The following is a 20,929-nucleotide window of genomic DNA, read 5'->3' on the forward strand; positions in this document are numbered from 1 at the left end:
GGCCTCCAATCCAGCCAGCATCTTGAATCACAAACATCCGGCTTTGGGAATCCTACGATTCTCTCAAAATAGGAATCGCTCTAGAGCAATTCTAGGAAAAGTGTGAAGCGGTTTTCCGTCTAGAATTGCGTTAAAACAAAGAGTTAGAGCAGAACGCCGTTTCCGTGAAACGGTGAAATGCTCTAGGACGCCACCCTCGGACACCAGGGCTGAGACCGGGCGCCTTTGATGCTATTCGGCCGCCGGTGCCAGCGGCCTGACCCTGGCCATCATCGAGCGCAGTACCGCTGGTTTGAGCGGTTTGTTGATCACCGCAATCTCGAGCCCGCCGGCGGCCGTGCGCACCTCGTTGGAGCGGTCGGCTGTGACCAGCACGGCCGGCAGGTTGTCGCCATGGATCGCGCGCAGCCTGACGACGAGTTCGAGACCGGTTTCGCCGTCGAGATGGTAGTCGGCAAGAACGATGTCCGGGCGGTGTATCTTCGCGGTCTCCAGATCCTTTGAACCGGCCACGGTGTCGACGTTGCAACCCCAGCCTTCGAGCAGGAGCCGCATGCCTTCGAGGATGCGGGCGTCGTTGTCGATGCACAGCACGTGCAGCCCGGCCAGCGAAGCCGTCGCGCGGGCAGGAGCCCTGGTTTCGATCTCGCGCCGCGGCTCCTGCACGGCCGCCACGGGCAGGATGACGGAGAAGCGCGTGCCCTTGCCAGGGGTGGAAAAGATCCGGATCTCCAGGCGCAGCACCCGGGCGATGCGGTCGACGATGGAGAGGCCGAGACCGAGGCCTTCGGCCTCGCGCGCGCCCTCGTCGAGCCGGGTGAATTCGCGAAAGACGGTGTTCAGCTTGTCGCCGGCGATGCCGATGCCGGTGTCGATCACCTGGATCTCGGCCAGTTCGCCGCGCCGCCTGACGCCAACCAGCACGCGGCCGTGGCGCGTGTATTTGATGGCGTTGGAGACGAGATTCTGGATCAGGCGGCGCAGCAGATTGCGGTCCGTCGTCACTGTCAGCGATGACGGCATGATGGTCAGCGCGAGCTTCTTTTCGGCGGCGAGCGGCCGGAAGTCGTTGCCGATCTGGCGCAGCAATCCGTCGAGGTTGAAGGCGGTATCGTCCGGCTTCATTGCGCCGGCATCGAGGCGGGAGATGTCGAGCACGGCGCCGAGAATCGTCTCGACCGATTCCAGCGAGGATTCGATGTTGACGGCCGCCTTGCCGGCAGGCCCCTTGCCGGCCTTCTCGATCAGCGAGGAGCAATAGAGCCGGGCGGCGTTCAGCGGCTGCAGGATGTCGTGGCCGGCGGCGGCGAGGAAGCGCGTCTTGCCGAGATTGGCCTCCTCGGCCAGCATCTGCGCCTGCGCCAGCTCCTCATTGACCCGGGTCAGTTCGATGGTGCGGGTCTTGACGCGCTGTTCCAGCGATTCATTGGCACGCTTCAGCGCCAGATCCTGTTCCACGCGCCCGGAAATGTCGGCATAGGTGGCGACGATGCCGCCGTCCGGCATCGGGTTGGAGCGCAGTTCCAGGATGCGGCCCGAGGTTTTCAGCTCCATCTGCCATGGGCTGACGAAACTGGTCAGCCGGTTGAGCATGGCCACACGCTGATCGGCGGGGATGTCGCCGCGTTCGGCGAGATGGCGCAGGATGCGGTCGAGCGAGACGCCGACCTGGCCCATCTCGTCGGGCAGGTCGAACAGCGCCCGGTATTGGCGGTTCCAGCAGATCAGGCGGAAATCGCGATCGAAGACGGTGATGCCCTGTTCCATCTGGTCGAGCGCGATCTGCAACAGGTCGCGGTTGTGCTGCAGCGCCTCGGTGGCGTCGTCGAGCAAGCGGAAAGCATCCCTGGATTCGCGGTCGTGGCGCCGAAACAGCAGCGACAGGATCAGCCGCGCCGAGGAGGAACCGACGGCGCTGGCGAGCAATTGCTCGGAGAAGCGGATGACGTCCATGCTCGCCTGCTCGTTGCCGTGCAGCGAGGCTCCGTTGGTCTTTTCGAACGACTGGAAAGAGCGCTCGGTGCGCTCGACGCCGAGATAGCGCCCGATCGTGTCCTTCAGGTCGTTGACGGTGATGGCGGTGCGGAAGCGGCGCAGGCTTGGCATCGGGCCGGCATCGCGCGGCACGAAGATCGACGCCTGGATGCGTTCCAGCGGCACCGATGCGCGCGACAGCGAGCCGAGCACGAAGAACACCGCGTTGAGCGACAGGCTCCACAGCACGCCGTGGTTCAGCGGTTCGGCGACGGTGCCGAACAATGCCTGCGGCCGCAGCGCCTCGAAGCCGAACAGCCCGTGCACGATGATGCCGGTATCAGGGGCGGCAAGCGATGGAAACAGCAGCGTGTAGCCCCAGACGAGGATGCCGGCGACCATGCCAAGTGCCGCACCCCGGCCATTGGCGCCGCGCCAGATCAGCCCGCCGATCAGGGCGGGCGCGAACTGCGCGATGGCCGCGAACGACATCAGGCCGATCGACGACAGCCGCGCGCTATCGGTGCTCTCGCGATAATAGAGGAAGGCGATGAACAAGAGGATGAAAATCGCCCCGCGCCGCACATTGAGGATCAGCGTCGACCAGTCCTCGGTCTCGGAAGTCGAGGTCTTGAGCAGGCGGCGCACGAACAATGGAATGACGAGGTCGTTGGAGATCATGATCGACAGCGCCACGCTTTCGACGATCACCATCGCCGTCGCCGCCGACAGGCCACCGATGAAAGCCGCCATCGCCAGCACATCATGACCGCTGAACAGGGGCAGCGACAGCACGTAGAGATCGCTGCTGGTTCCGGTGCCGACCAGCGAAAGACCGGCGAAGGCGATCGGCAGCACGAACAGGTTGATCGCCACGAGGTAGAGCGGAAACACCCATGTCGCGGTGCGCAATTCGGCCTCGCCACGGTTCTCGACAATGGTGACGTAGAACTGCCGCGGCAGCATGATGATGGCAAAGCCGCTCAGGCAAGTCAGCACCAGCCAGGTGGCGAGCGAGGTGTTGTAGCTCATCGCCTGTCGGACCTGGGCGTTCTCAGCGAGCTTGTCGAACATGTCGCCCGGGCCGCCGAAGATCAGGAAGGTGACCATCAGGCCGATCGCCAGGAAGGCGGCGAGCTTGACGACGGTTTCGACCGCCACCGCCAGCACCAGCCCATCCTGGTGTTCGGTGGCGTCGGCGTGACGGGTTCCAAACAGCACCGCGAACAGCGCCAGGAGCATGGCGACGACCAGAGAGATGTCGCTGACGAAGGGATCGAACGAAGGCGGCGATCCCGTATAGTGCTCGACCATCAGGCTGACCGAACCGGAGATCGCCTTCAACTGCAGTGCGATATAGGGCACCGCGCCGATGGTGGCGATCAGCGTGGCGATCGCCGCGACGGTGAAACTCTTGCCGTAGCGCGCGCCGAGGAAATCCGCGATCGAGGTGATCTTCTCGGTCTTGGCCAGCCGCACGATGCGGTTGAGCAGCGGGAAGCCGAACACGAAGACGAGCACCGGGCCCGTATAGATGCCGAGGAATTCGAGGCCGCGTTCGGAAGAAAGACCGACCGAGCCGAAGAAAGTCCAGGACGTACAGTAGATCGCGAGGCTAAGCGCGTAGATGAAAGGCCGCCCCCGGCTCGGCTCGGAGATGGCCGAGCGGCGGTCGCCGATGCTGGCGATGGCAAACAGCAGCGTCACATAGGCGATCGCGATGATGACGATGAACAAGCCCTGCACGCTTGGACTTTCCTCCTCTGCCGTCTTTCTATCCGGCTTGCCCGGACGCAATCACAGCTTGGCGTCCGAGTCCATTGCGGCTTTGGAAGCATGATCGCGACCGCGATATTCAGACAGTACAAGCAAGGTGCCGTCAGGTAAGAAGAAAGCGGTTGTTTTCTCCCTTTTATCGATGTTGCAACCGGAGGTTTTTGTTATGTTGCCTCAGGTCGATGCCGCAAGGACGGAAACGGCAGCTTGGCCAGTCACGACAAGGAGGGTCGAATGCTGAAAGAATTCCAGGAATTCATTTCCAAGGGCAATGTGATGGACCTTGCGGTCGGCGTCATCATCGGCGCGGCCTTCGGCAAGATCGTCGATTCCCTTGTCAACGACATCATCATGCCGATCGTCGGTGCGATTTTCGGCGGATTGGACTTCAACAACTATTTCTTCGGATTGTCCTCAGCCGTCAACGCGACCTCGCTGGCCGATGCCAAGAAGCAGGGCGCGGTCTTTGCCTATGGCAGCTTCATCACCGTGGCGCTGAACTTCCTCATTCTCGCGTTCATCATCTTCCTGATGGTCAAGGCGGTGAACAACATGCGCAGGCGGCTTGAGCGCGAGAAGCCCGCTGCTCCGGCCGCTCCGCCGCCCGCCGATGTCGCTCTGCTCACCGAAATTCGCGATCTGCTCGCCAGGCGCTGACCACGGCAGCATTTGCTGGACCAAAACCCCGGTCGTTCGCGGCCGGGGTTTTCTGTTTTCGCATCTGGTAAGGACCGCAGACGAAAACCGCAGACCAAAACGGACCCGCCCATGACCCTGATCGACAGCTTGCGCACCGAGGCCCGTGCGGCACCCGAAAGCGGCATTGTCGCCGTCGTCAACTACGGCCGCCTGCGCGAAGGCATGATTCCGCTCTGGGCCGGCGAGGGCGACCTGCCGACGCCGGCCTTCATCACTGATGCCGCGTCGAAGGCGCTGGCCGGCGGGGAGACATTCTACACCTGGCAAAGGGGCATCCCCGATCTCAGGCAGGCGCTCTCCCGCTACTATGCCAAGCATTTCGGCAAGACCTTCCCGGAGGAAGAATTCATCGTCACCGGCTCCGGCATGCATGCCATCCAGCTGGCGCTCGACGCGCTCGCCGGCGCGGGCGACGAGGTGGTTTATCTGTCGCCGGCCTGGCCGAATTTCGATGCTGCAGCAGCGATAGCGGGAGCCGTTCCGGTCGCGGTCACGCTCGATAATTCCGGCAATGGCTGGTCCTGCGACGTCGAGAAGATCGCGGCTTCGATTACGCCGCGCACAAAGGCGCTGTTCATCAACACGCCGTCGAATCCGACCGGCTGGACCGCCGATCATGAGACCTTGCAGGCCATCCTCGATCTGGCGCGCGCGAAAAACCTCTGGATCATCGCGGACGAGATCTATTCGCTTTTCCACTATGGCCACGGCCGCGCGCCGTCCTTCCTCGACATCGCGTCGGCGGAAGACCGCATCCTCTATGTCAACTCCTTCTCCAAGAACTGGGCGATGACCGGCTGGCGCGTCGGCTGGATCAAGACGCATCCGAGCTTGCAGCAGGTGTTCGAGAACCTGATCCAGTATTCGAACTCCGGCGTCGCCCAGTTCATGCAGCGCGGCGCGGCCGCCGCGCTTGACGGGGGCGATGCCTTCGTTGCCGAACAGGTGGAGCGGGCGCGCAAGGCGCGTGACCTTGTCTGCGGCATCCTCGGTGCCACGGATCGTGCTCGGTTCACCGTGCCGCAGGGCGCGTTCTATCTGTTTTTCACTGTCGACGGCATCACCGATTCACGCACCGCTGCCTTCGACATTGTCGACAAGGCCAATGTCGGCCTGGCGCCAGGCACCGCTTTCGGCCCCGGCGGCGAGGCGTTTTTGCGGTTGTGTTTCCACCGCCGCCTCGACCAGATCGAGGAAGCGGCGCACCGGCTGGCAAATTGGATGAAGGCTATTTGAGCCGCCGACGAAGCGCGGATTGAAAATCGCTCCGGCGAGCCAGATAGCCGCCGGAGCCGAGTTTCAAACGGCTTCAGCCGCCTGACTTGGGCACCAGCAGGGGAATGATGCGGTCGCTCTTGGCCACCGAAGGCCGCCCGGCGGAGCCATAGGGGATGCCGAGCGCATCCCAGGTCTCGACCAGCGCATCCTGCAATTCGGCGATCAGCGCATCGGAATGGAACGGCGTCGGCGTGATGCGCAGCCGCTCGGTGCCGCGCGGCACGGTCGGGTAGTTGATCGGCTGGATGTAGATGCCGTGCACGCCGAGCAGGCGGTCGCTGGCCATCTTGCAGGCCTCCGGATCGCCGACCAGCAGCGGCACGATGTGGGTCGGCGAGTCCATCACCGGCAGGCCGGCGGCCGACAGGATCTGCTTGGTTCGGCTCGCCTGCTGCTGCTGGGCGTCGCGCTCGGCCTGCGAGCGCTTGAGATGGCGGATCGACGCGGTCGCGGCAGCCGCGATCGCCGGCGGCAGTGCCGTGGTGAAGATGAAGCCCGGCGCATAGGAACGCACGGCGTCGATCACGGCGCTGGTGCCTGTGATATAGCCGCCCAGCGTGCCGAATGCCTTGGCCAGCGTGCCTTCGATGATGTCGATGCGGTCGGCCAGGCCTTCGCGCTCGGTGATGCCGCCGCCGCGCGGCCCGTACATGCCGACGGCATGGACCTCGTCGATATAGGTCATGGCGTTGTAGCGCTCGGCGAGCTCGACGATCTCTCTGATTGGCGCGATGTCGCCATCCATCGAATAGACGCTTTCGAAGACGATGAGCTTGGCGCGTTCGCGCCCCGCCGCCTGCAAAAGGCTTTCCAGATGCGCCACATCGTTGTGGCGGAAGATCTTCTTCTCGGCGCCGGAACGCCGCACGCCTTCGATCATCGATGCGTGGTTCAATTCGTCCGAGATGATCAGGCAGTTGGGCAAAAGCTTCGCGATGGTCGAGATCGAGGCTTCGTTGGAGACGAAACCGGAGGTGAAGACCAGTGCCGCTTCCTTGTCGTGCAGATCGGCAAGCTCCACCTCGAGCTCGACCAGCGGGTTCGAGGTGCCGGAAATGTTGCGGGTGCCGCCGGCGCCCGAACCCATCTTGCCTGCCGTGTTCTGGAAAGCGGCGATGACGTCGGGATGCTGGCCCATGCCGAGATAGTCGTTGGAGCACCAGACGGTGATTTCCTCGGCGCGGCCATTGGAACGCCAGATGGCGCGCGGGAACTTGCCCGCGATGCGCTCCAGGTCGGCGAAAACGCGGTAGCGACGCTCGGCATGGAGCTGGTCGATCGCTTCCTCGAAGAACCGCTGATAGTTCATGTCGACTTCCCAATTTTTGCGCGGGATCATAATCATTGGCCTGTTGGTCGTCCACCTGGCCTTTTTGGTCAAAATGCCACGCCCCGGACCTGTTCCTAACGACCACGGATCGTGGCCTATTCCCTTGATCTGGATCAACTTTGTTTCAGGACAATGCCACTGGCCGGCGAGGCCGGTTACCACGGGTTCCAATGGTCATGCGGCGGGCTTTCCAGTAGAGCGGGGGTTGAGACAGTTTCCGATAAATCTTGGATAAGCGAGGACGCGGATGACGGTTTTGGTTACAGGCGGCGCCGGTTACATCGGCAGCCATATGGTCTGGGAGCTGCTGGATGCCGGCGAAAGCGTGGTCGTTCTCGACCGTCTTTCCACCGGTTTCGAATGGGCGGTGGCGCCCGAGGCAAGGCTGGTTGTCGGCGATGTTGCCGACAGGGAATTGGTCGGCGGGGTCATCAGGGAGAACAAGGTCGACGCGATCATTCATTTCGCCGGCTCGATCGTGGTTCCGGAATCGGTCGCCGACCCGCTCAGCTACTATGAGAACAACACCTCGAAGACGCGCACGCTGATCGAAACCGCGGTGCGCGAAGGCGTGCCCAATTTCATCTTTTCATCGACCGCCGCCGTCTATGGCGGAGCCGGCCTGGAGCCGGTGCGCGAGGACGCCCGCCTGTCGCCGGAATCGCCCTATGGCCTGTCCAAGCTGATGAGTGAGTGGATGCTGCGCGACGCGTCGATCGCGCATGGCCTGCGCTATACCGCGCTGCGCTACTTCAACGTCGCCGGCGCCGACCCGAAGGGCCGCACCGGCCAGTCGACGCCGGGCGCCACCCATCTGATCAAGGTTGCCTGCGAGACGGCACTCGGCAAGCGGCCGTTCATGCAGGTGTTCGGCACCGACTATCCGACGCCGGACGGCACCTGCATGCGCGACTACATCCATGTCAGCGACCTGGCGGCGGCGCATCGCCTGGCCCTGCAGCGGCTGCGCGCCGGGGGCACCAGCCTCGTCGCCAATTGCGGCTACAGCCATGGCTATTCGGTGCTCGAAGTCATCGACAGCGTGCACCGCGCCTTTGGCCGTGATTTCGAGGTGAAGATGGGCGACCGTCGCCCTGGCGACGCCGCGGCGGTGGTCGCCAATTCGGATCTCGCCCGCGCCGAGCTCGGCTGGACCCCGCAACGCGACGATCTCGACCAGATCGTCGCCGACGCGCTCGCCTGGGAGCGCATTCTGACCGGCAAGAACTCCGCGCGCGGCTGAGCCGGGTTCTCCCAAGGGCTCGCAAGGCGGGCAGTGAAGCGCTATTGAAGGCATTCGCGGCAAGGCGCGGAGGCGCCGCACCGCGAGGAGCTCTTGGGGGATGGCATGAAAATAACGGTGCTCGGGGCCGGTGTTGTCGGTACGGCGGCCGCCTATTATCTGGCCAGCGACGGCCATGAGGTGACGGTGATCGAGCGCCATCCGGCGGCGGCACAAGGCACCAGCCAGTCCAACGCCGGCCTGGTGTCACCGGGTGACGCTACCGCCTGGGCCTCGCCGGCGGCTTTGAAGACCTTCCTGCGCGGGCTCTACAACCATGATCTCGGCATCAAGGTCAGGCTGCGCCTCGATCCCTATTTCCTCGCCTGGAGCATGCGTTTCCTGCGCCAGTGCACGGTGGCGCGCCTGCGCGCCAACACCGACATCAAGCTCAGGCTCGCGCTCTATTCGCGCGACTGCATCAATGCGCTTTCGGAAGCCACCGGCATCCACTACGACGAGCGCAAGAAGGGCATTCTCTATTTCTTCCGCTCGCAAAAGAGCCTCGACACCGGTACCGACAATTACCGTTATCTTGCCAAGCACGGCCTGCCGATCGAAATCGTCGGCCGCGACCGGCTGGTCGAGCTGGAACCAGGCCTTGCCGGCGTCAAGGACAAGATTGCCGGTGGCGTCTATTCGCCAACCGACCAGACCGGAGATTCCAAGCAGTTTGTCGACAGGCTGGCCGCCTATGCTGCCGAGAAGCTCGGCGTCAAATTCCTGTTCGCAACGACAGTCGAAGGCCTCGACATCGAGGGCGATCATGTGCGCGCGGTGATGACGTCGGCCGGCCCGGTCGCCGGCGATGCCGTGGTCATCTCGATGGGACCGGAGAGCGGCCTGCTCGGGCGCCGCTATGGCATCGACCTGCCTGTCTATCCGGTAAAAGGCTATACCGCGACGATTCCCTTGGAGGACGAAAGCAAGGGACCGACCATGGGCGGCGCCGACGAGGACCGGCTGATCGGCTATTCCAGGCTGGGCAACCGCTTGCGGATGTCCTCGACGGCTGAATTCACCGGCTTCGATCGAACTTTCAAGCCCGCCGATTTCAAGACGATCATCAGCACCGGCAAGGATCTTTTCCCGGGTGCCTTCGACGAGAAGAAGGCTGTGTTCTGGGCGGGCCTGCGGCCGATGATGCCCAACTCGGTGCCGGTCATCGGCCAGGCGCGCTACAAGAACCTCTATCTCGACACCGGCCACGGCCATGTCGGCTGGACCATGGCCTGCGGCTCCGGCAAATTCCTTGCCGATCTCGTTGCCGGCCGCAAGCCGGAGATCGACCCGCAAGGGCTGGTTTACGGAGGCTAGAAATGTCGGGGCCGCAAGTCGCCATCGACCTTGGCCGCATCGAGCGCAATGCGCGCACGATCGTCGAGCGTTGCGCGCTGTCGGGCATAAAAGTATTCGGCGTTACCAAGGGCACTTGCGGCATGCCGCAAGTGGCGCGCGCCATGCTGCGCGGCGGTGTCGCCGGCATCGCCGAATCGCGCTTCGAGAACATCCGCCGGCTGCGCGACAGCGGCATCAACGCGCCGATCATGCTGTTGCGCAGCCCGCCGATGGCGCGGGTTGAGGAGGTGGTACGCACCGTCGACATCAGCCTGCAGTCGGAACTCGCCACCATCCGCGAGATTTCGCGCATCGCCGAGCGCATGGGCCGCGTCCACGACATCATGCTGATGATCGATCTCGGCGATCTGCGCGAAGGCATCTGGCCAAATGACCTTATTCCGACGGTCGAGCAGATACTGCAGTTCAAGGGCGTTCGCATTGCCGGCATCGGCACCAATCTCGGCTGTTTCGGCGCCATCATGCCGACGCCGGAAAATCTCGGCCAACTCGTCGCCCATGCCTACAAGACCGAGCGCCTGTCCGGCAGAAGCCTCGACGTGATCTCCGGCGGTGCCTCGTCGTCGCTGCCGCTGCTGCTCGAAGGCAGACTGCCGGCCGGCATCAACAATCTGCGGGTCGGCGAGGCGATCCTGCAAGGCGGCGTCGAGACCTTCCGCGACACGCCGTGGGCGGAGCTCGAACCCGATGCCTGCCGGCTGACCAGCGACATCATCGAGGTCAAGCTCAAGCCGTCACGGCCGATCGGCCAATCCGGCTATGACGCCTTCGGCAACCAGCCGGTCTTCCCCGACGAGGGCGACAGGCTGCGCGCCATCGCCAATATCGGCCGCGAGGACGTGCTGGTCGAGGGGCTGACGCCGATCGCCAAGGGGATACGGGTGCTGGGCGCCTCCAGCGATCATCTGCTGCTCGACGTCGCCGATGCCGATCCGAGGCCCTCCGTCGGCGACCGCGTCGCCTTCCGCATGAGCTATGGCGCCATGCTTTTGGCAATGACTTCGGAATATGTCGAGAAGGCCCCGATGCACGACGTCGAGGATTTTTCCGGTCGCAAGATGGTGCAGATCACGGCCGGGCAGGGAGCTGCCGGCATCCTGGCCCGGGAAGGCACCGGCGCGCGGCTGGAAGCGATGAACTTCGACGTGGTGGAACTCGCCGATGTCGAGAGGCCGCCATCGGGGCTGGTCCGCCTCATCGCAGGCGCCGACCGGCGCATCGCCCACAAGGCGCTGACCGCGACGGCGCGCGCGACACATTCCTTCGGCCTGATCTGGATCGATTCCATCGCCGCCCTGATGCCGGAGGACGAGGAGGGCATCGACCTGCCGGAAGGCTCGGTGCTGGCGCGCACTCTCGGCCTCGACCACAAGGCGGGTGCGCTGCAGCCGCAGCTGTCGCCGGAAAATGTCGTCATCGTCGGCTTGCGTCACGCCGATCCGGCCGAAGCGCGGGTGCTGAAGGATTCGCGCGTGTCGGCATTCACCATGACCGATATCGACGCCATGGGCATGCGCGACCTGATGCATGAAGCGATCCGCATCGCCACCTCAGGCACGCAAGGCTTTCATGTCAGTTACTCGCCCACCGCAACCGAATTCGCCGGCTGGGCAGCAGGCTCCGGCGGGCTGACCGTGCGCGAGACGCATCAGGCGATGGAGGCGATCGCACTCTCCGGCGGGCTGCTGTCGATGGATGTGTCGGGCCTGACGGCGGATCTGGAGCCGCGGATCGGCACCGACGCGGTCAACTTCGTCATGTCTGCTTTCGGCAAGCGGATTCTTTGATCAGCCCTGCACGTCCACTGCCGCGCGCCATGCGCTGGCATAATCAACCCAGGCCGGGTCTACAGGCGGTTCTATTCTTTCGCCCTTGCCGTGCGTCGCCGGCTGATCGGATGCCAGCAGCGCCGCGCCGATGCTGGTGCCGGTAGCGGCCTCCGAGGCCACGACGTTGCGAGCAGTAGCCGCGGCCAGCATACCGACAAACAGCCGGTTGCGGGCAAAGGGGCCCTCGACCGTGGTCGGGCCGTCGGCGCCGATCAGGTCGAGGCAGGTCGCCGTCATCAAAGCCAGATAGAACGAGATGGCGGCAAAGCGCTGGCCCTTGTTGATGCCGTCGGCATTGAGCCATGTTGCGGCATGATGCGGGAACGGCCCCGACCCTTGCTGGGTCGACGGCAGCAGCAGCATCTTTCGCGCCAGCACGGCGCCGACATCATTCTCGGTCCACTGCTCCGGCTGGTCCTTGGTCAGCACGGAAAACTCGCGGCCGCCCATGAAGCGTGCCGAGGGAACGGGATCGCCGAGTGCGTTGACATTGACCAGCGTGTCGCGCGCGGCATCCAGCGCAATCTGTTTGCCGCCGACCGCCATCGACACCACCCAGGTGCCGGTCGAGACGACGGAGAAAGGTGGTTTGTCGGACAGCAGATGCGGCAGCAGCGAGGCGTTGGAATCATGCAGGCCGCAGAACACCGGTGTTTGCGGATCGAGTCCGGTTCGCGCCGCAACAGTGGGCAGGATAGGGCCGAGACGATCCCTGGCCGGCCGCACCGGCGCCATCAGGCTCCGCCAGTCCAGGCTGTCGACCAACGATGAAAAATCCGCCGTCCATGGGTTCCACAGGTCGGTGTGGCAGCCGAGCGAGGTAACTTCGTTGGCGGCGATGCCGGTCAGGCGCAACGCCCAGTATTGCGGGTACATCAGCATCGCGGCGGCCCTGGCGAATTCGGCCGGGAAGCTTTTCTGCTGCCAGAAGAATTGCGCACCGAGATTGAGGCCGAGCGGCAGGCGCGGCGTGCCGGTCTCGGCGAAAGGCGGGCGGATCGCGTCATAATCCGCTGCCAACCTGTCGGGGCCATCGAACTCATAGTCGAGGACCGGCAGCACCAGTTCACCCGCCGCGTCGACCAGCACGCCCGTCGCGCCGTGGGTGGTGATCGAAATGGCGTCGATGCGCTGTTCGCGGTTGAGGCCGGCAAGGCTTTCGAGGATGAATGCCCACAAGGCCTCGACATCGTGGTGCGGGTAGGGCGCCTGTCGCGCCGGCGCATTGGACATGCGGCGCAGCGCCACCTCGCTCAACGTAGCGAGGTCGACCAGCGCCACCTTGGCGTTGGTCTTTCCGATGTCGATGACGGCGATGTGGCGCATCGCACTCATGCCATGTGGAACATTGTTTCCAGCGGCACGGCCACCGGCTCGTTGTCCGGTCTGGTTTCCATGATGCCGGCCATTTCAGCCCACCAGTGCTGCATCACCGAATGCCCGGGCAATTCGTCCATGCCGTGGTCGTCTCGCCGCCACAGCACACCGAACAGGATATTGGTCTCCTCATCGAGATGAATGGAATAGTCGGAGACGCCGGCCTGCTTCAGCAGCGCGACCAGCGACGGCCAGATTTCGTCATGGCGCTTCTTGTACTCGGCCTTCATGCCGGGCTTGAGCTTCATCTTGAATGCGTATTTCTCGGCCATCAACGCCCTCCACGGAGCCGCCGCCAGACGATCGGCAAGGCAATGACGATGATCAGCAGCAGGCCGATGAAGATCGACATGACGATGCCGGGCACGTTGAGCAGGCCAAGCCCGAAGGTCACCAGCCCCATGATGAAGGCCGCGAGCACGACGCCAACAATACTGCCGGCGCCACCGAGGATGCTTACGCCGCCGAGCACCACCATGGTGATGACTTCCAGTTCGTAGCCCTGCGCGATCGACGGCCGCGTCGAGCCGAGCCGCGATGTGATCAGCACCGAGGCGATGCCCGACATCAGCCCGGTCAGGCAGAACAGGATGAACTTGGTGCGACCGACGCGCACGCCGGAAAACTGCGCCGCCACCGGATTGTTGCCGATGGCAAAGACACGGCGGCCGAAACTCGTACGGTGCAGCAGGAACCAGTAGACGACGGCCGCAAAGAGGAAGAGCACCAGCTCGAACGACACCACCCACCAGACATAGCCCTGGCCGAAGAAGGCGATGCTTGCGGGATAACCCTTATAGGCCTGATCGCCGAGGATGATGAAGGCGATGCCGCGAAACAGGCTCATCGTGCCGATGGTGACGACGATCGACGGCAGGCCGAGCCTTGTCACCAGCAGCCCGTTGAAGGCGCCGCAGCCGAGCCCGACGACGATGCCGATCGCCACCAGCGCCGGCGTGCCGGCGCCGGCCTGCACCGCCATGCCCATCATCGTCGACGCCAGCGCGATGATGGCGGCCACCGACAGATCGATCTCGCCCGAGATGATCAGCAGCGCCATGGCGAAGGCGATCAGGCCCTTCTCGGTGAAATTGAAGGTGAGATCGGACAGCGAATAAGGGTCGAGGAAATAGGGCGAGGCGAAGCTGTTGATGGCGAAGATGGCGACGGCCACCACGACCAGCAGCGCTTCCCAGGAAAAGATCGCCGAACGAAGCGGCTTGTCGAGCCGGTCGGGAATGTGGCGTGGGGCAGGGATGTCGGTCATGTCACCGCCTCCACCTTTCTCAGGATGATGCGGCCTTGCTGGCGTTCGCCGCGCGCATTCAGCACGACGGCCAGAATGATGGCGCTGCCGGAAATCGCCATCTGCCAGAAGGGTGAGATGTTGATGACCGGCAGCGCGTTGGAGATGATGCCGAGGAACAGCGCACCGAGCACCGCGCCGCCGACCGAACCGATGCCGCCGGCGATCGAGATGCCGCCGATGACGCAGGCGGCGATGATGTTGAGCTCATAGCCATTGGCGACCTCGACCGACGCAATCACATAGCGCGAGATCCAGAGATAGCCTGACAGGCCGCCGATCATGCCGGAGATGCAGAAGACGATGAATTTCGTGCGGCCGACATCGATGCCGGCATAGACGGAAGCCGTCGGGTTGACGCCGATGGCATAGATCGAGCGGCCGAGCGCGGTGCGCGTCATCAGGATGAAGAACAGCGCGATGACCAGGATGGCGATCCACGACAGCACCGGAATGCCGATGAAGGCTGCGCGCTGAAAGCCGATGAATTCCGGGCTCATCTTGTCGGCATTGACCCAGGCACCGCCGGACAGCACGAAGGTGGCGCCGCGATAGATGGTCAGCGTGCCCAAAGTCACCACGATCGAGGGGATGTTCAGCCGCCAGACCAAAAGGCCGTTGATGGCGCCGAGCACCAGGCCGACGGCCAGCGCAATGACGATCAGCAGCGGGATGGGGATTGCCGGATGCGCGGCGTTCAGCATCGCCACCACCATGCCGGTGAAGCAGAGATTGGACGCCATCGACAGATCGATCGACCGGGTCAGGATGACCACCATCTGGCCGAGCGCCAGGATCATCAGGATCGAGGTGTCGTTGAACACTTGACGCAGATTGCCGGGGTCGGCAAAGGCCGGGAAACGCGTCGAAATCAGGCCGATCAGCACGACGATGGCCGCCAACAGCCAGATTTCACGGTGTTTGAGGAAAGCCTTCATGCCGCGATCCCTGCTGCCGTCCGAACCAGCGTCTCGGCGTCGAGCCCTTTGTTGTCGTAGACCGCCGCGACGAGCCCCTCGCGCATGACGACGACGCGGTCGGACATGCCGAGGATTTCGGGCAGCTCGGAGGACACCATGATCACCGACAGGCCTTGCGCCACCAACTCGGCCATGAAGCCGTGCACGGCGGCCTTCGAGCCGATGTCGATGCCCTTGGTCGGCTCGTCCAGGATGATCACCTTGGGCGACGTCGCCAGCCATTTGGCGATGACGATCTTCTGCTGGTTGCCGCCCGACAGCGTGCCGACGTCCTGGCTTAGCGAGGAGGCCCTGAGGTCGAGCCGCTCAGTGTAGGAGCGGGCCAGATCGAACTCTTCCGCCAGCCGCAGCAGGCCGGACTTCGACGTGCGCTTGAGCGAAGGCAGCGAGACGTTCTGGAAGATCGGCAGGCCGATCACCACGCCTTGCTTGCCGCGTTCTTCGGGCACGTAGACAATCCCGGCATCGATCGAATCCGCCGCCGATTTCGGCGCGAGCGTCTTGCCTTCCAGCGTGATCGTGCCGGCTGATGTGCGGGTGATGCCCGATATCGCCTGCATTACCTCGCTGCGGCCGGCGCCGACCAGGCCGTAGAAGCCGAGGATCTCGCCCTTGTGCAGTTCGAAGCCGATGTCGTTGAATTCGGTCGGATGCGACAGGCCGGAAACGGAGAGCACCGGCGCGCCGATCTCGGCCTTGCGCTGCGGGAAGATGTGATCGACCGCGCGGCCAACCATCAGGCGCACGATCTGGCTCTGGCCGGCATCCGTGATCAGGCCTTCGCCGACCATCTCGCCATCGCGGAACACCGTGTAGCGGTCGGCGATACGGTAGATCTCGTCGAACTTGTGGCTGATGAACAGGATCGCCTTGCCGTCGCTCTTGAGGAACTCGATCAGCAAAAAGAGCTCCTCGATCTCCTTCATCGAAAGCGCGGCGGTCGGCTCGTCCATGATGACGATCTGCGCGTCGATCGACATGGCGCGCGCGACGGCGACCAGATGCTTGTTGGCGATGCCGAGGTCCTTCAGGCGCGCATCGGCGTCGATATGGCCGGCATGCATGGTGTCGAGCACTTCGCGCGCATTTTTGCGCATCGTGCGCCAGTCGATGGTGCGCAAACGCGTGCGCGGCGCGTGGCCGAGAAAGATGTTTTCGGCGACCGTCAAATCGTCGAACAGCACGGTTTCCTGATGGATGGCAGTAACGCCATAGCCGAAGGCGGCATGCGCGCTGGGCAGGGTGACTGCCTGGCCGTCGATGCTGATGGTACCCTCGTCGGGCTGGTAGATGCCGGTCATGATCTTGACCAGCGTCGACTTGCCGGCGCCGTTTTCGCCGATCAGCGCCGTCACCTGGCCGGGGTAGAGCGACAGGCTGACATTGTGCAGCGCGCGCACGCCGGGAAAGCTCTTGGAGATGCCGGACAGCGTCAGGCGTGGAGCCGAGGCTAGAGGCTGCTCCTTCACCGTGCCGGGTTGGGCTGTCGTGTCCATAGTCGTATCAAGCCCTGAAACAAGGTCCGTTTAAAGTCGCGGCGGGACGTGAGCTCCGCCGCGACAGCTTGAGAGCGCTCCAGATCAATAAATCTTGGAGAACTTCTCGATGTTCGACTTGTCGAACTGGAACGGCGGAGCCATCGCAGCCGAGTTGGTGTCGTCGAGCGTGACCTTGCCGACGCGGCCGATCGACAGCGTGGCGCCGGGCTTCGCCTCTTCCTTCTTCACCGCCAGATCATGGGCGAGGTAGACGGCCGAGTAGCCGAGGTCGATCGGATTCCACAGCGCAACCGCCTGGCTGGAACCGTTGTCGATAAACTTCTTGAACTCGGACGGCAGCGCCAGGCCGGTGACATTGACCTTGCCGATCAAGTTCTCATCGGTGACGACCTGGGCGGCGGCAACGACGCCGACGGTGGTCGGCGCTATGATCGCCTTGAGGTTCGGATAGGACTTCAACAGGCCCTTGGCCTCATCAGTGCTCTTGGCCGAATCGTCATCGCCATAGACGGTGGCGACAAGTTTGATCTTGGGGAACTTCTCCGGCAGGATCTTCTTGGCCGCATCGATCCAGGCGTTCTGGTTGGTCGCGGTCGAGGAGGCCGACAGGATGGCGACTTCGCCGCCTTCCGGCAGGTAATCGGCGGCAAGCTTGATGATGGTCTCGCCGATCAGGCCGGTGTCGGACGGGTTGAGGTGAAGCTGGCGGCCTTCCTTGGCGACGCCCGAATCCCAGGAGATGACGGTGATGCCGCGTTCCATGGCCTTCTTCAGCACCGGTACCAGCGCGTCGGCGTCATTGGCCGAAATGGCGATGGCGTTGACCTTCTGCGCGATCAGCGAATTGACCACTTCGATCTGCGCTTCGGCGGTCGCCTTGGTCGGGCCGGTGTAGATGATGTCGACATCGCCGAGTTCCTTGGCCGCCTCTTCGGCGCCCTTGTTGGCGGCATCGAAGAAGCCGTTGCCGAGCGACTTCACCACCAACGCGATCTTGACGTTCTCGGCATAGGCGGCATTCACGAACATGGCGGCTGAGAATGCAGCCGTCACCATCAATTTCTTCAAGAAGCTCATCGAATTTCCTCCCTTGAGCGTTGCATTCCATCGCCGCTGCGAGCGCGAGTTGGCCTCAGGCCTGCAGTGAAGATTCTTCCTTGTTGGTTGCGGATGTGCGGGCGACGATCAGCGTCACGCCGGCGGTTTCCAGCATCTTGGCTTCGCGATCCTCGATGCCGTCATCGGTGATGACGGTGGCGATGCGCGACAGGCCGCACAGGATCAGGCTGGAGCGTTTGCGGAATTTTGAGGAATCGACCAGCACCACCAACTCGTCGGCCTGGTCGATCAGCTTCTGCTCCGCCTGGATCAAAAGCGGATCGCCTTCCATCAGGCCAAGCGGCCCCAGCCCCTGCGCGCCCATGAACATGCGGCGCGCATAGAAATTGCGCGTCACGTCATTGTCGAAGGGAGACAGGATGATGTTCTGCTCGCGATAGATGGTGCCGCCCGACAGCATCACCGTGTTCTTGGAGTGCTTGAGCAGGTGCTCGGCGATCGGGAACGAATTGGTGAAGATCGGCATGCGGCGGCCGGTCAGGAAATGCACCATCTGGAAGGTGGTGGTGCCGCCATTGATGATGATCGGTTCGCCGTCCTTGCACAGCTCGACCGCTTCACGCGCAATCGCCCGCTTCTGCGAGGCGTTGATGGTTTCGTTGACGGAAAAGGGCCGGCCGGCCAGCCCGATGAACTGCGGCGGCGAGATTGCCTCGGCGCCGCCGCGGACGCGGCGCAGGCGCTTCTGGACGTGGAGAGCCGCGATATCGCGCCGGATCGTCGCCTCGGAGGACTCCGTCAGGTCGACCATCTCTTGCACCGTCACAACAGGCTTTTCCTGGACGGCGGACAGAATGATCCTGTGGCGCTCTTTTTCGTGCATGGTTCCTCCCTGCCAGAGCATCTAGGCACCCAAAACGCGCAGTGTCAATCATTTCCGATCATATAATTTCATTGTGCAGTGCAATATGATCGATCTTGATCGTTTGTGATTGACAAGCCGGCTGCTTCCGTGGAAATTCGAACCAAATGGCCGCGCCTTTTGCGTGCCTTCGGGAGGATTTCTTATGCTCGACAAGCGCACCGGCGCGCGCCTCGCCAATCTGTGGGATGAGGCCAAGGCTCACGCGATGAGCGGGCCGGAACTTCTGGTCTACCGCTCGAACACACTTGGCTCGGACAAGCGCGTCACCAACTATGGCGGCGGCAACACGTCCTCGAAGATATGGCAGAAAGACCCACTCACCGGCGAGAACGCCGAAGTGCTTTGGGTCAAGGGCTCGGGCGGCGACAGCGCCTCGATCAAGCTGGACGGCTTTGCCACGCTCTACATGGACAAGCTGCGCGCGCTCAAAGGCCTCTATCGCGGCGTCGAGCACGAAGATGAAATGGTCGGCTTCCTGCCCCACTGCACCTTCAACCTCAATCCGCGCGCGGCCTCTATCGACACGCCGTTGCATGCCTACGTGCCGAAGCCTTTTGTCGACCACATGCATCCCGATGCCATCATCGCCATTGCCGCCGCCAAGGATTCGAAGGCGCTGACGAAAGAAATCTTCGGCGACGCCATCGGCTGGCTGCCGTGGAAGCGTCCCGGGTTCGAGCTTGGTCTTTGGCTGGAGAAATTCTGCCTCGAACACCCCGATGCCAAGGGCGTCATCCTCGAAAGCCACGGCCTGTTCACATGGGGCGACACTCCCCGGGAATGCTACGAGACGACGATCTCGGTGATCAACCAGGCGATCGAATGGTTCGAGCGCCGCTCCGAGGGTGTCGCTATCTTCGGCGGTGAGGAGGTCAAGGCACTCGACGCCACCGAGCGCCGTGCCATCGCGGCCAAACTGATGCCGAGGATTCGCGGCCTGATCTCGGAAAAGAGCCACAAAACAGGCCATTTCGATGATTCCGCCGCCGTGCTCGAATTTGTGAATTCCAGGGATCTGCGCCCGCTGGCGGCACTCGGCACGTCGTGCCCCGACCATTTCCTGCGCACCAAGATCCGCCCCCTGGTCATCGAATTCGATCCGGCCAAGCCCGATGTCGATGCGGTGATTGCGCGGCTTGCCGACGACATCGCAGCCTATCGCGTCGGCTACCAGGCCTATTACGAGGGCTGCAAGCATCCGGATTCGCCCGCCATCCGCGATCCCAATGCCGTGGTCTACCTGATGCCCGGCGTCGGCATGTTCACCTTCGCCGGCGACAAGGCGACGGCGCGCATTTCGGGCGAATTCTATGTCAACGCCATCAACGTCATGCGCGGCGCCTCCACCGTCTCGTCCTATGTCGGGCTGCCCGCACAGGAAGCCTTCGACATCGAATACTGGTTGCTCGAGGACCTGAAGCTGCAGCGCATGCCGAAGCCGAAGTCGCTTGCCGGCCAGATCGCGCTGGTCACCGGCGGCGCCGGCGGCATCGGCCGCGCCACGGCCAACCGCCTGCTGCGCGAAGGCGCCTGCGTCGTGCTGGCCGACATCGACGAGACAGCGCTGGCCGGCGCCAATGACGAACTGGCGAAAGTCTACGGCAAGGATTTCGTCCGCCCGGTGTTGATCAACGTCACCTCGGAGGATCAGGTCATTTCGGGCTTTGCCGAGACGGCGGTCGAGTTCGGCGGCATCGACATTCTGGTGTCGAACGCAGGGCTGGCCTCCTCGGCGCCGATCGAGGAGACGACGCTGGCGCTGTGGAACAAGAACATGGACATATTGTCGACCGGTTATTTCCTGGTCTCGCGGGAAGCGTTCCGGCTGTTCCGCGCGCAGAAGATTGGCGGCAACGTCGTCTTCGTCGCCTCCAAGAACGGCCTTGCCGCATCGCCCAACGCTGCCGCCTATTGCACCGCCAAGGCCGCCGAGATCCATCTCGCCCGCTGTCTGGCGCTGGAGGGCGCGGAGGCGCAGATCAGGGTCAATGTCGTCAACCCGGACGCGGTGCTTCGCGGCTCGAAGATCTGGACCGGCGAGTGGAAGGAACAGCGCGCCGCCGCCTACAAGATGTCGACCGACGATCTGGAGGAGCACTACCGCTCGCGTTCGATGCTGAAGCGCTCGGTCTTCCCGGAAGACATCGCAGAGGCGATCTATTTCCTGGCGTCCGACATGTCGGCCAAGTCGACCGGCAACATCATCAATGTCGACGCGGGCAACGCCCAGTCGTTCACGCGCTGAGCGGAGGAGGA

Annotated in this window: 15 protein-coding genes; 6 read left to right on the forward strand and 9 right to left on the reverse strand. The window is 63.4% G+C overall.

Annotation, left to right across the window (positions count from 1 at the left end):
• Positions 1 to 231: 231 nt before the first annotated feature.
• Complete coding sequence (locus tag NKJ00_RS30920; RefSeq protein WP_352632425.1) at positions 232 to 3,720, reverse strand: PAS domain-containing hybrid sensor histidine kinase/response regulator; 3,489 nt, start codon at positions 3,718 to 3,720, stop codon at positions 232 to 234.
• Between the two features lie 264 nt (positions 3,721 to 3,984).
• On the opposite strand from NKJ00_RS30920, the gene mscL reads away from it, so the two are divergent.
• Together mscL and NKJ00_RS30930 are read left to right on the forward strand one after the other, a co-directional pair.
• Positions 3,985 to 4,407, forward strand: coding sequence for a large conductance mechanosensitive channel protein MscL (gene mscL, locus NKJ00_RS30925; protein ID WP_023813897.1), 423 nt, complete (start codon positions 3,985 to 3,987; stop codon positions 4,405 to 4,407).
• Between the two features lie 111 nt (positions 4,408 to 4,518).
• Positions 4,519 to 5,685, forward strand: coding sequence for a pyridoxal phosphate-dependent aminotransferase (locus NKJ00_RS30930; RefSeq protein ID WP_023813898.1), 1,167 nt, complete (start codon positions 4,519 to 4,521; stop codon positions 5,683 to 5,685).
• Between the two features lie 73 nt (positions 5,686 to 5,758).
• Here the strand turns inward: NKJ00_RS30930 and hemA are convergent, their stop codons facing one another.
• On the reverse strand, positions 5,759 to 7,036 hold the full coding sequence (hemA, locus tag NKJ00_RS30935; protein ID WP_127297829.1) for a 5-aminolevulinate synthase: 1,278 nt from the start codon (positions 7,034 to 7,036) through the stop codon (positions 5,759 to 5,761).
• Positions 7,037 to 7,304: 268 nt separating this feature from the next.
• Between hemA and galE the strand changes: the two genes are divergently transcribed.
• The 3 genes from galE to NKJ00_RS30950 all read left to right on the forward strand — a co-directional run bounded on the left by galE (position 7,305) and on the right by NKJ00_RS30950 (position 11,485).
• The gene (galE, locus tag NKJ00_RS30940; RefSeq protein WP_352632427.1) at positions 7,305 to 8,300 is read left to right on the forward strand and encodes a UDP-glucose 4-epimerase GalE; all 996 of its coding nucleotides are present in this window, start codon (positions 7,305 to 7,307) and stop codon (positions 8,298 to 8,300) included.
• A gap of 105 nt (positions 8,301 to 8,405) precedes the next feature.
• Positions 8,406 to 9,656 carry a D-amino acid dehydrogenase gene (locus tag NKJ00_RS30945; RefSeq protein ID WP_352632428.1) on the forward strand — a complete coding sequence of 417 codons (1,251 nt, stop codon included), beginning with the start codon at positions 8,406 to 8,408 and terminating at the stop codon, positions 9,654 to 9,656.
• Positions 9,657 to 9,658: 2 nt separating this feature from the next.
• Positions 9,659 to 11,485 carry an alanine racemase gene (locus tag NKJ00_RS30950; RefSeq protein WP_352632430.1) on the forward strand — a complete coding sequence of 609 codons (1,827 nt, stop codon included), beginning with the start codon at positions 9,659 to 9,661 and terminating at the stop codon, positions 11,483 to 11,485.
• Here the strand turns inward: NKJ00_RS30950 and NKJ00_RS30955 are convergent, their stop codons facing one another.
• The 7 genes from NKJ00_RS30955 to NKJ00_RS30985 all read right to left on the reverse strand — a co-directional run bounded on the left by NKJ00_RS30955 (position 11,486) and on the right by NKJ00_RS30985 (position 18,631).
• Positions 11,486 to 12,862: an FGGY-family carbohydrate kinase gene (locus tag NKJ00_RS30955; protein ID WP_352632432.1), complete on the reverse strand. Its 1,377-nt coding sequence runs from the start codon at positions 12,860 to 12,862 to the stop codon at positions 11,486 to 11,488.
• Positions 12,859 to 13,176: an L-rhamnose mutarotase gene (rhaM, locus tag NKJ00_RS30960; protein ID WP_352632434.1), complete on the reverse strand. Its 318-nt coding sequence runs from the start codon at positions 13,174 to 13,176 to the stop codon at positions 12,859 to 12,861. Before rhaM ends, NKJ00_RS30955 begins: the two co-directional genes overlap by 4 nt.
• Complete coding sequence (locus NKJ00_RS30965; protein ID WP_352632436.1) at positions 13,176 to 14,171, reverse strand: ABC transporter permease; 996 nt, start codon at positions 14,169 to 14,171, stop codon at positions 13,176 to 13,178. Before NKJ00_RS30965 ends, rhaM begins: the two co-directional genes overlap by 1 nt.
• Entirely contained in the window at positions 14,168 to 15,148 is a 981-nt protein-coding gene (locus tag NKJ00_RS30970) for an ABC transporter permease (protein ID WP_352632438.1), read from the reverse strand. Before NKJ00_RS30970 ends, NKJ00_RS30965 begins: the two co-directional genes overlap by 4 nt.
• Complete coding sequence (locus NKJ00_RS30975; RefSeq protein WP_352441457.1) at positions 15,145 to 16,686, reverse strand: sugar ABC transporter ATP-binding protein; 1,542 nt, start codon at positions 16,684 to 16,686, stop codon at positions 15,145 to 15,147. The genes NKJ00_RS30970 and NKJ00_RS30975 overlap by 4 nt, the downstream gene beginning before the upstream one ends.
• 84 nt (positions 16,687 to 16,770) lie before the next feature.
• Positions 16,771 to 17,766, reverse strand: a complete 996-nt coding sequence (gene rhaS / locus NKJ00_RS30980; RefSeq protein ID WP_023813908.1) for a rhamnose ABC transporter substrate-binding protein — start codon at positions 17,764 to 17,766, stop codon at positions 16,771 to 16,773.
• 55 nt (positions 17,767 to 17,821) lie between these two features.
• Complete coding sequence (locus NKJ00_RS30985) at positions 17,822 to 18,631, reverse strand: DeoR/GlpR family DNA-binding transcription regulator (RefSeq protein WP_023813909.1); 810 nt, start codon at positions 18,629 to 18,631, stop codon at positions 17,822 to 17,824.
• A gap of 184 nt (positions 18,632 to 18,815) precedes the next feature.
• Between NKJ00_RS30985 and NKJ00_RS30990 the strand changes: the two genes are divergently transcribed.
• Positions 18,816 to 20,918, forward strand: a complete 2,103-nt coding sequence (locus NKJ00_RS30990) for a bifunctional rhamnulose-1-phosphate aldolase/short-chain dehydrogenase (RefSeq protein ID WP_352441456.1) — start codon at positions 18,816 to 18,818, stop codon at positions 20,916 to 20,918.
• Positions 20,919 to 20,929 lie beyond the last annotated feature (11 nt).

This window comes from Mesorhizobium sp. M0227, assembly GCF_040321855.1.
Taxonomy (GTDB): Bacteria; Pseudomonadota; Alphaproteobacteria; order Rhizobiales; family Rhizobiaceae; genus Mesorhizobium.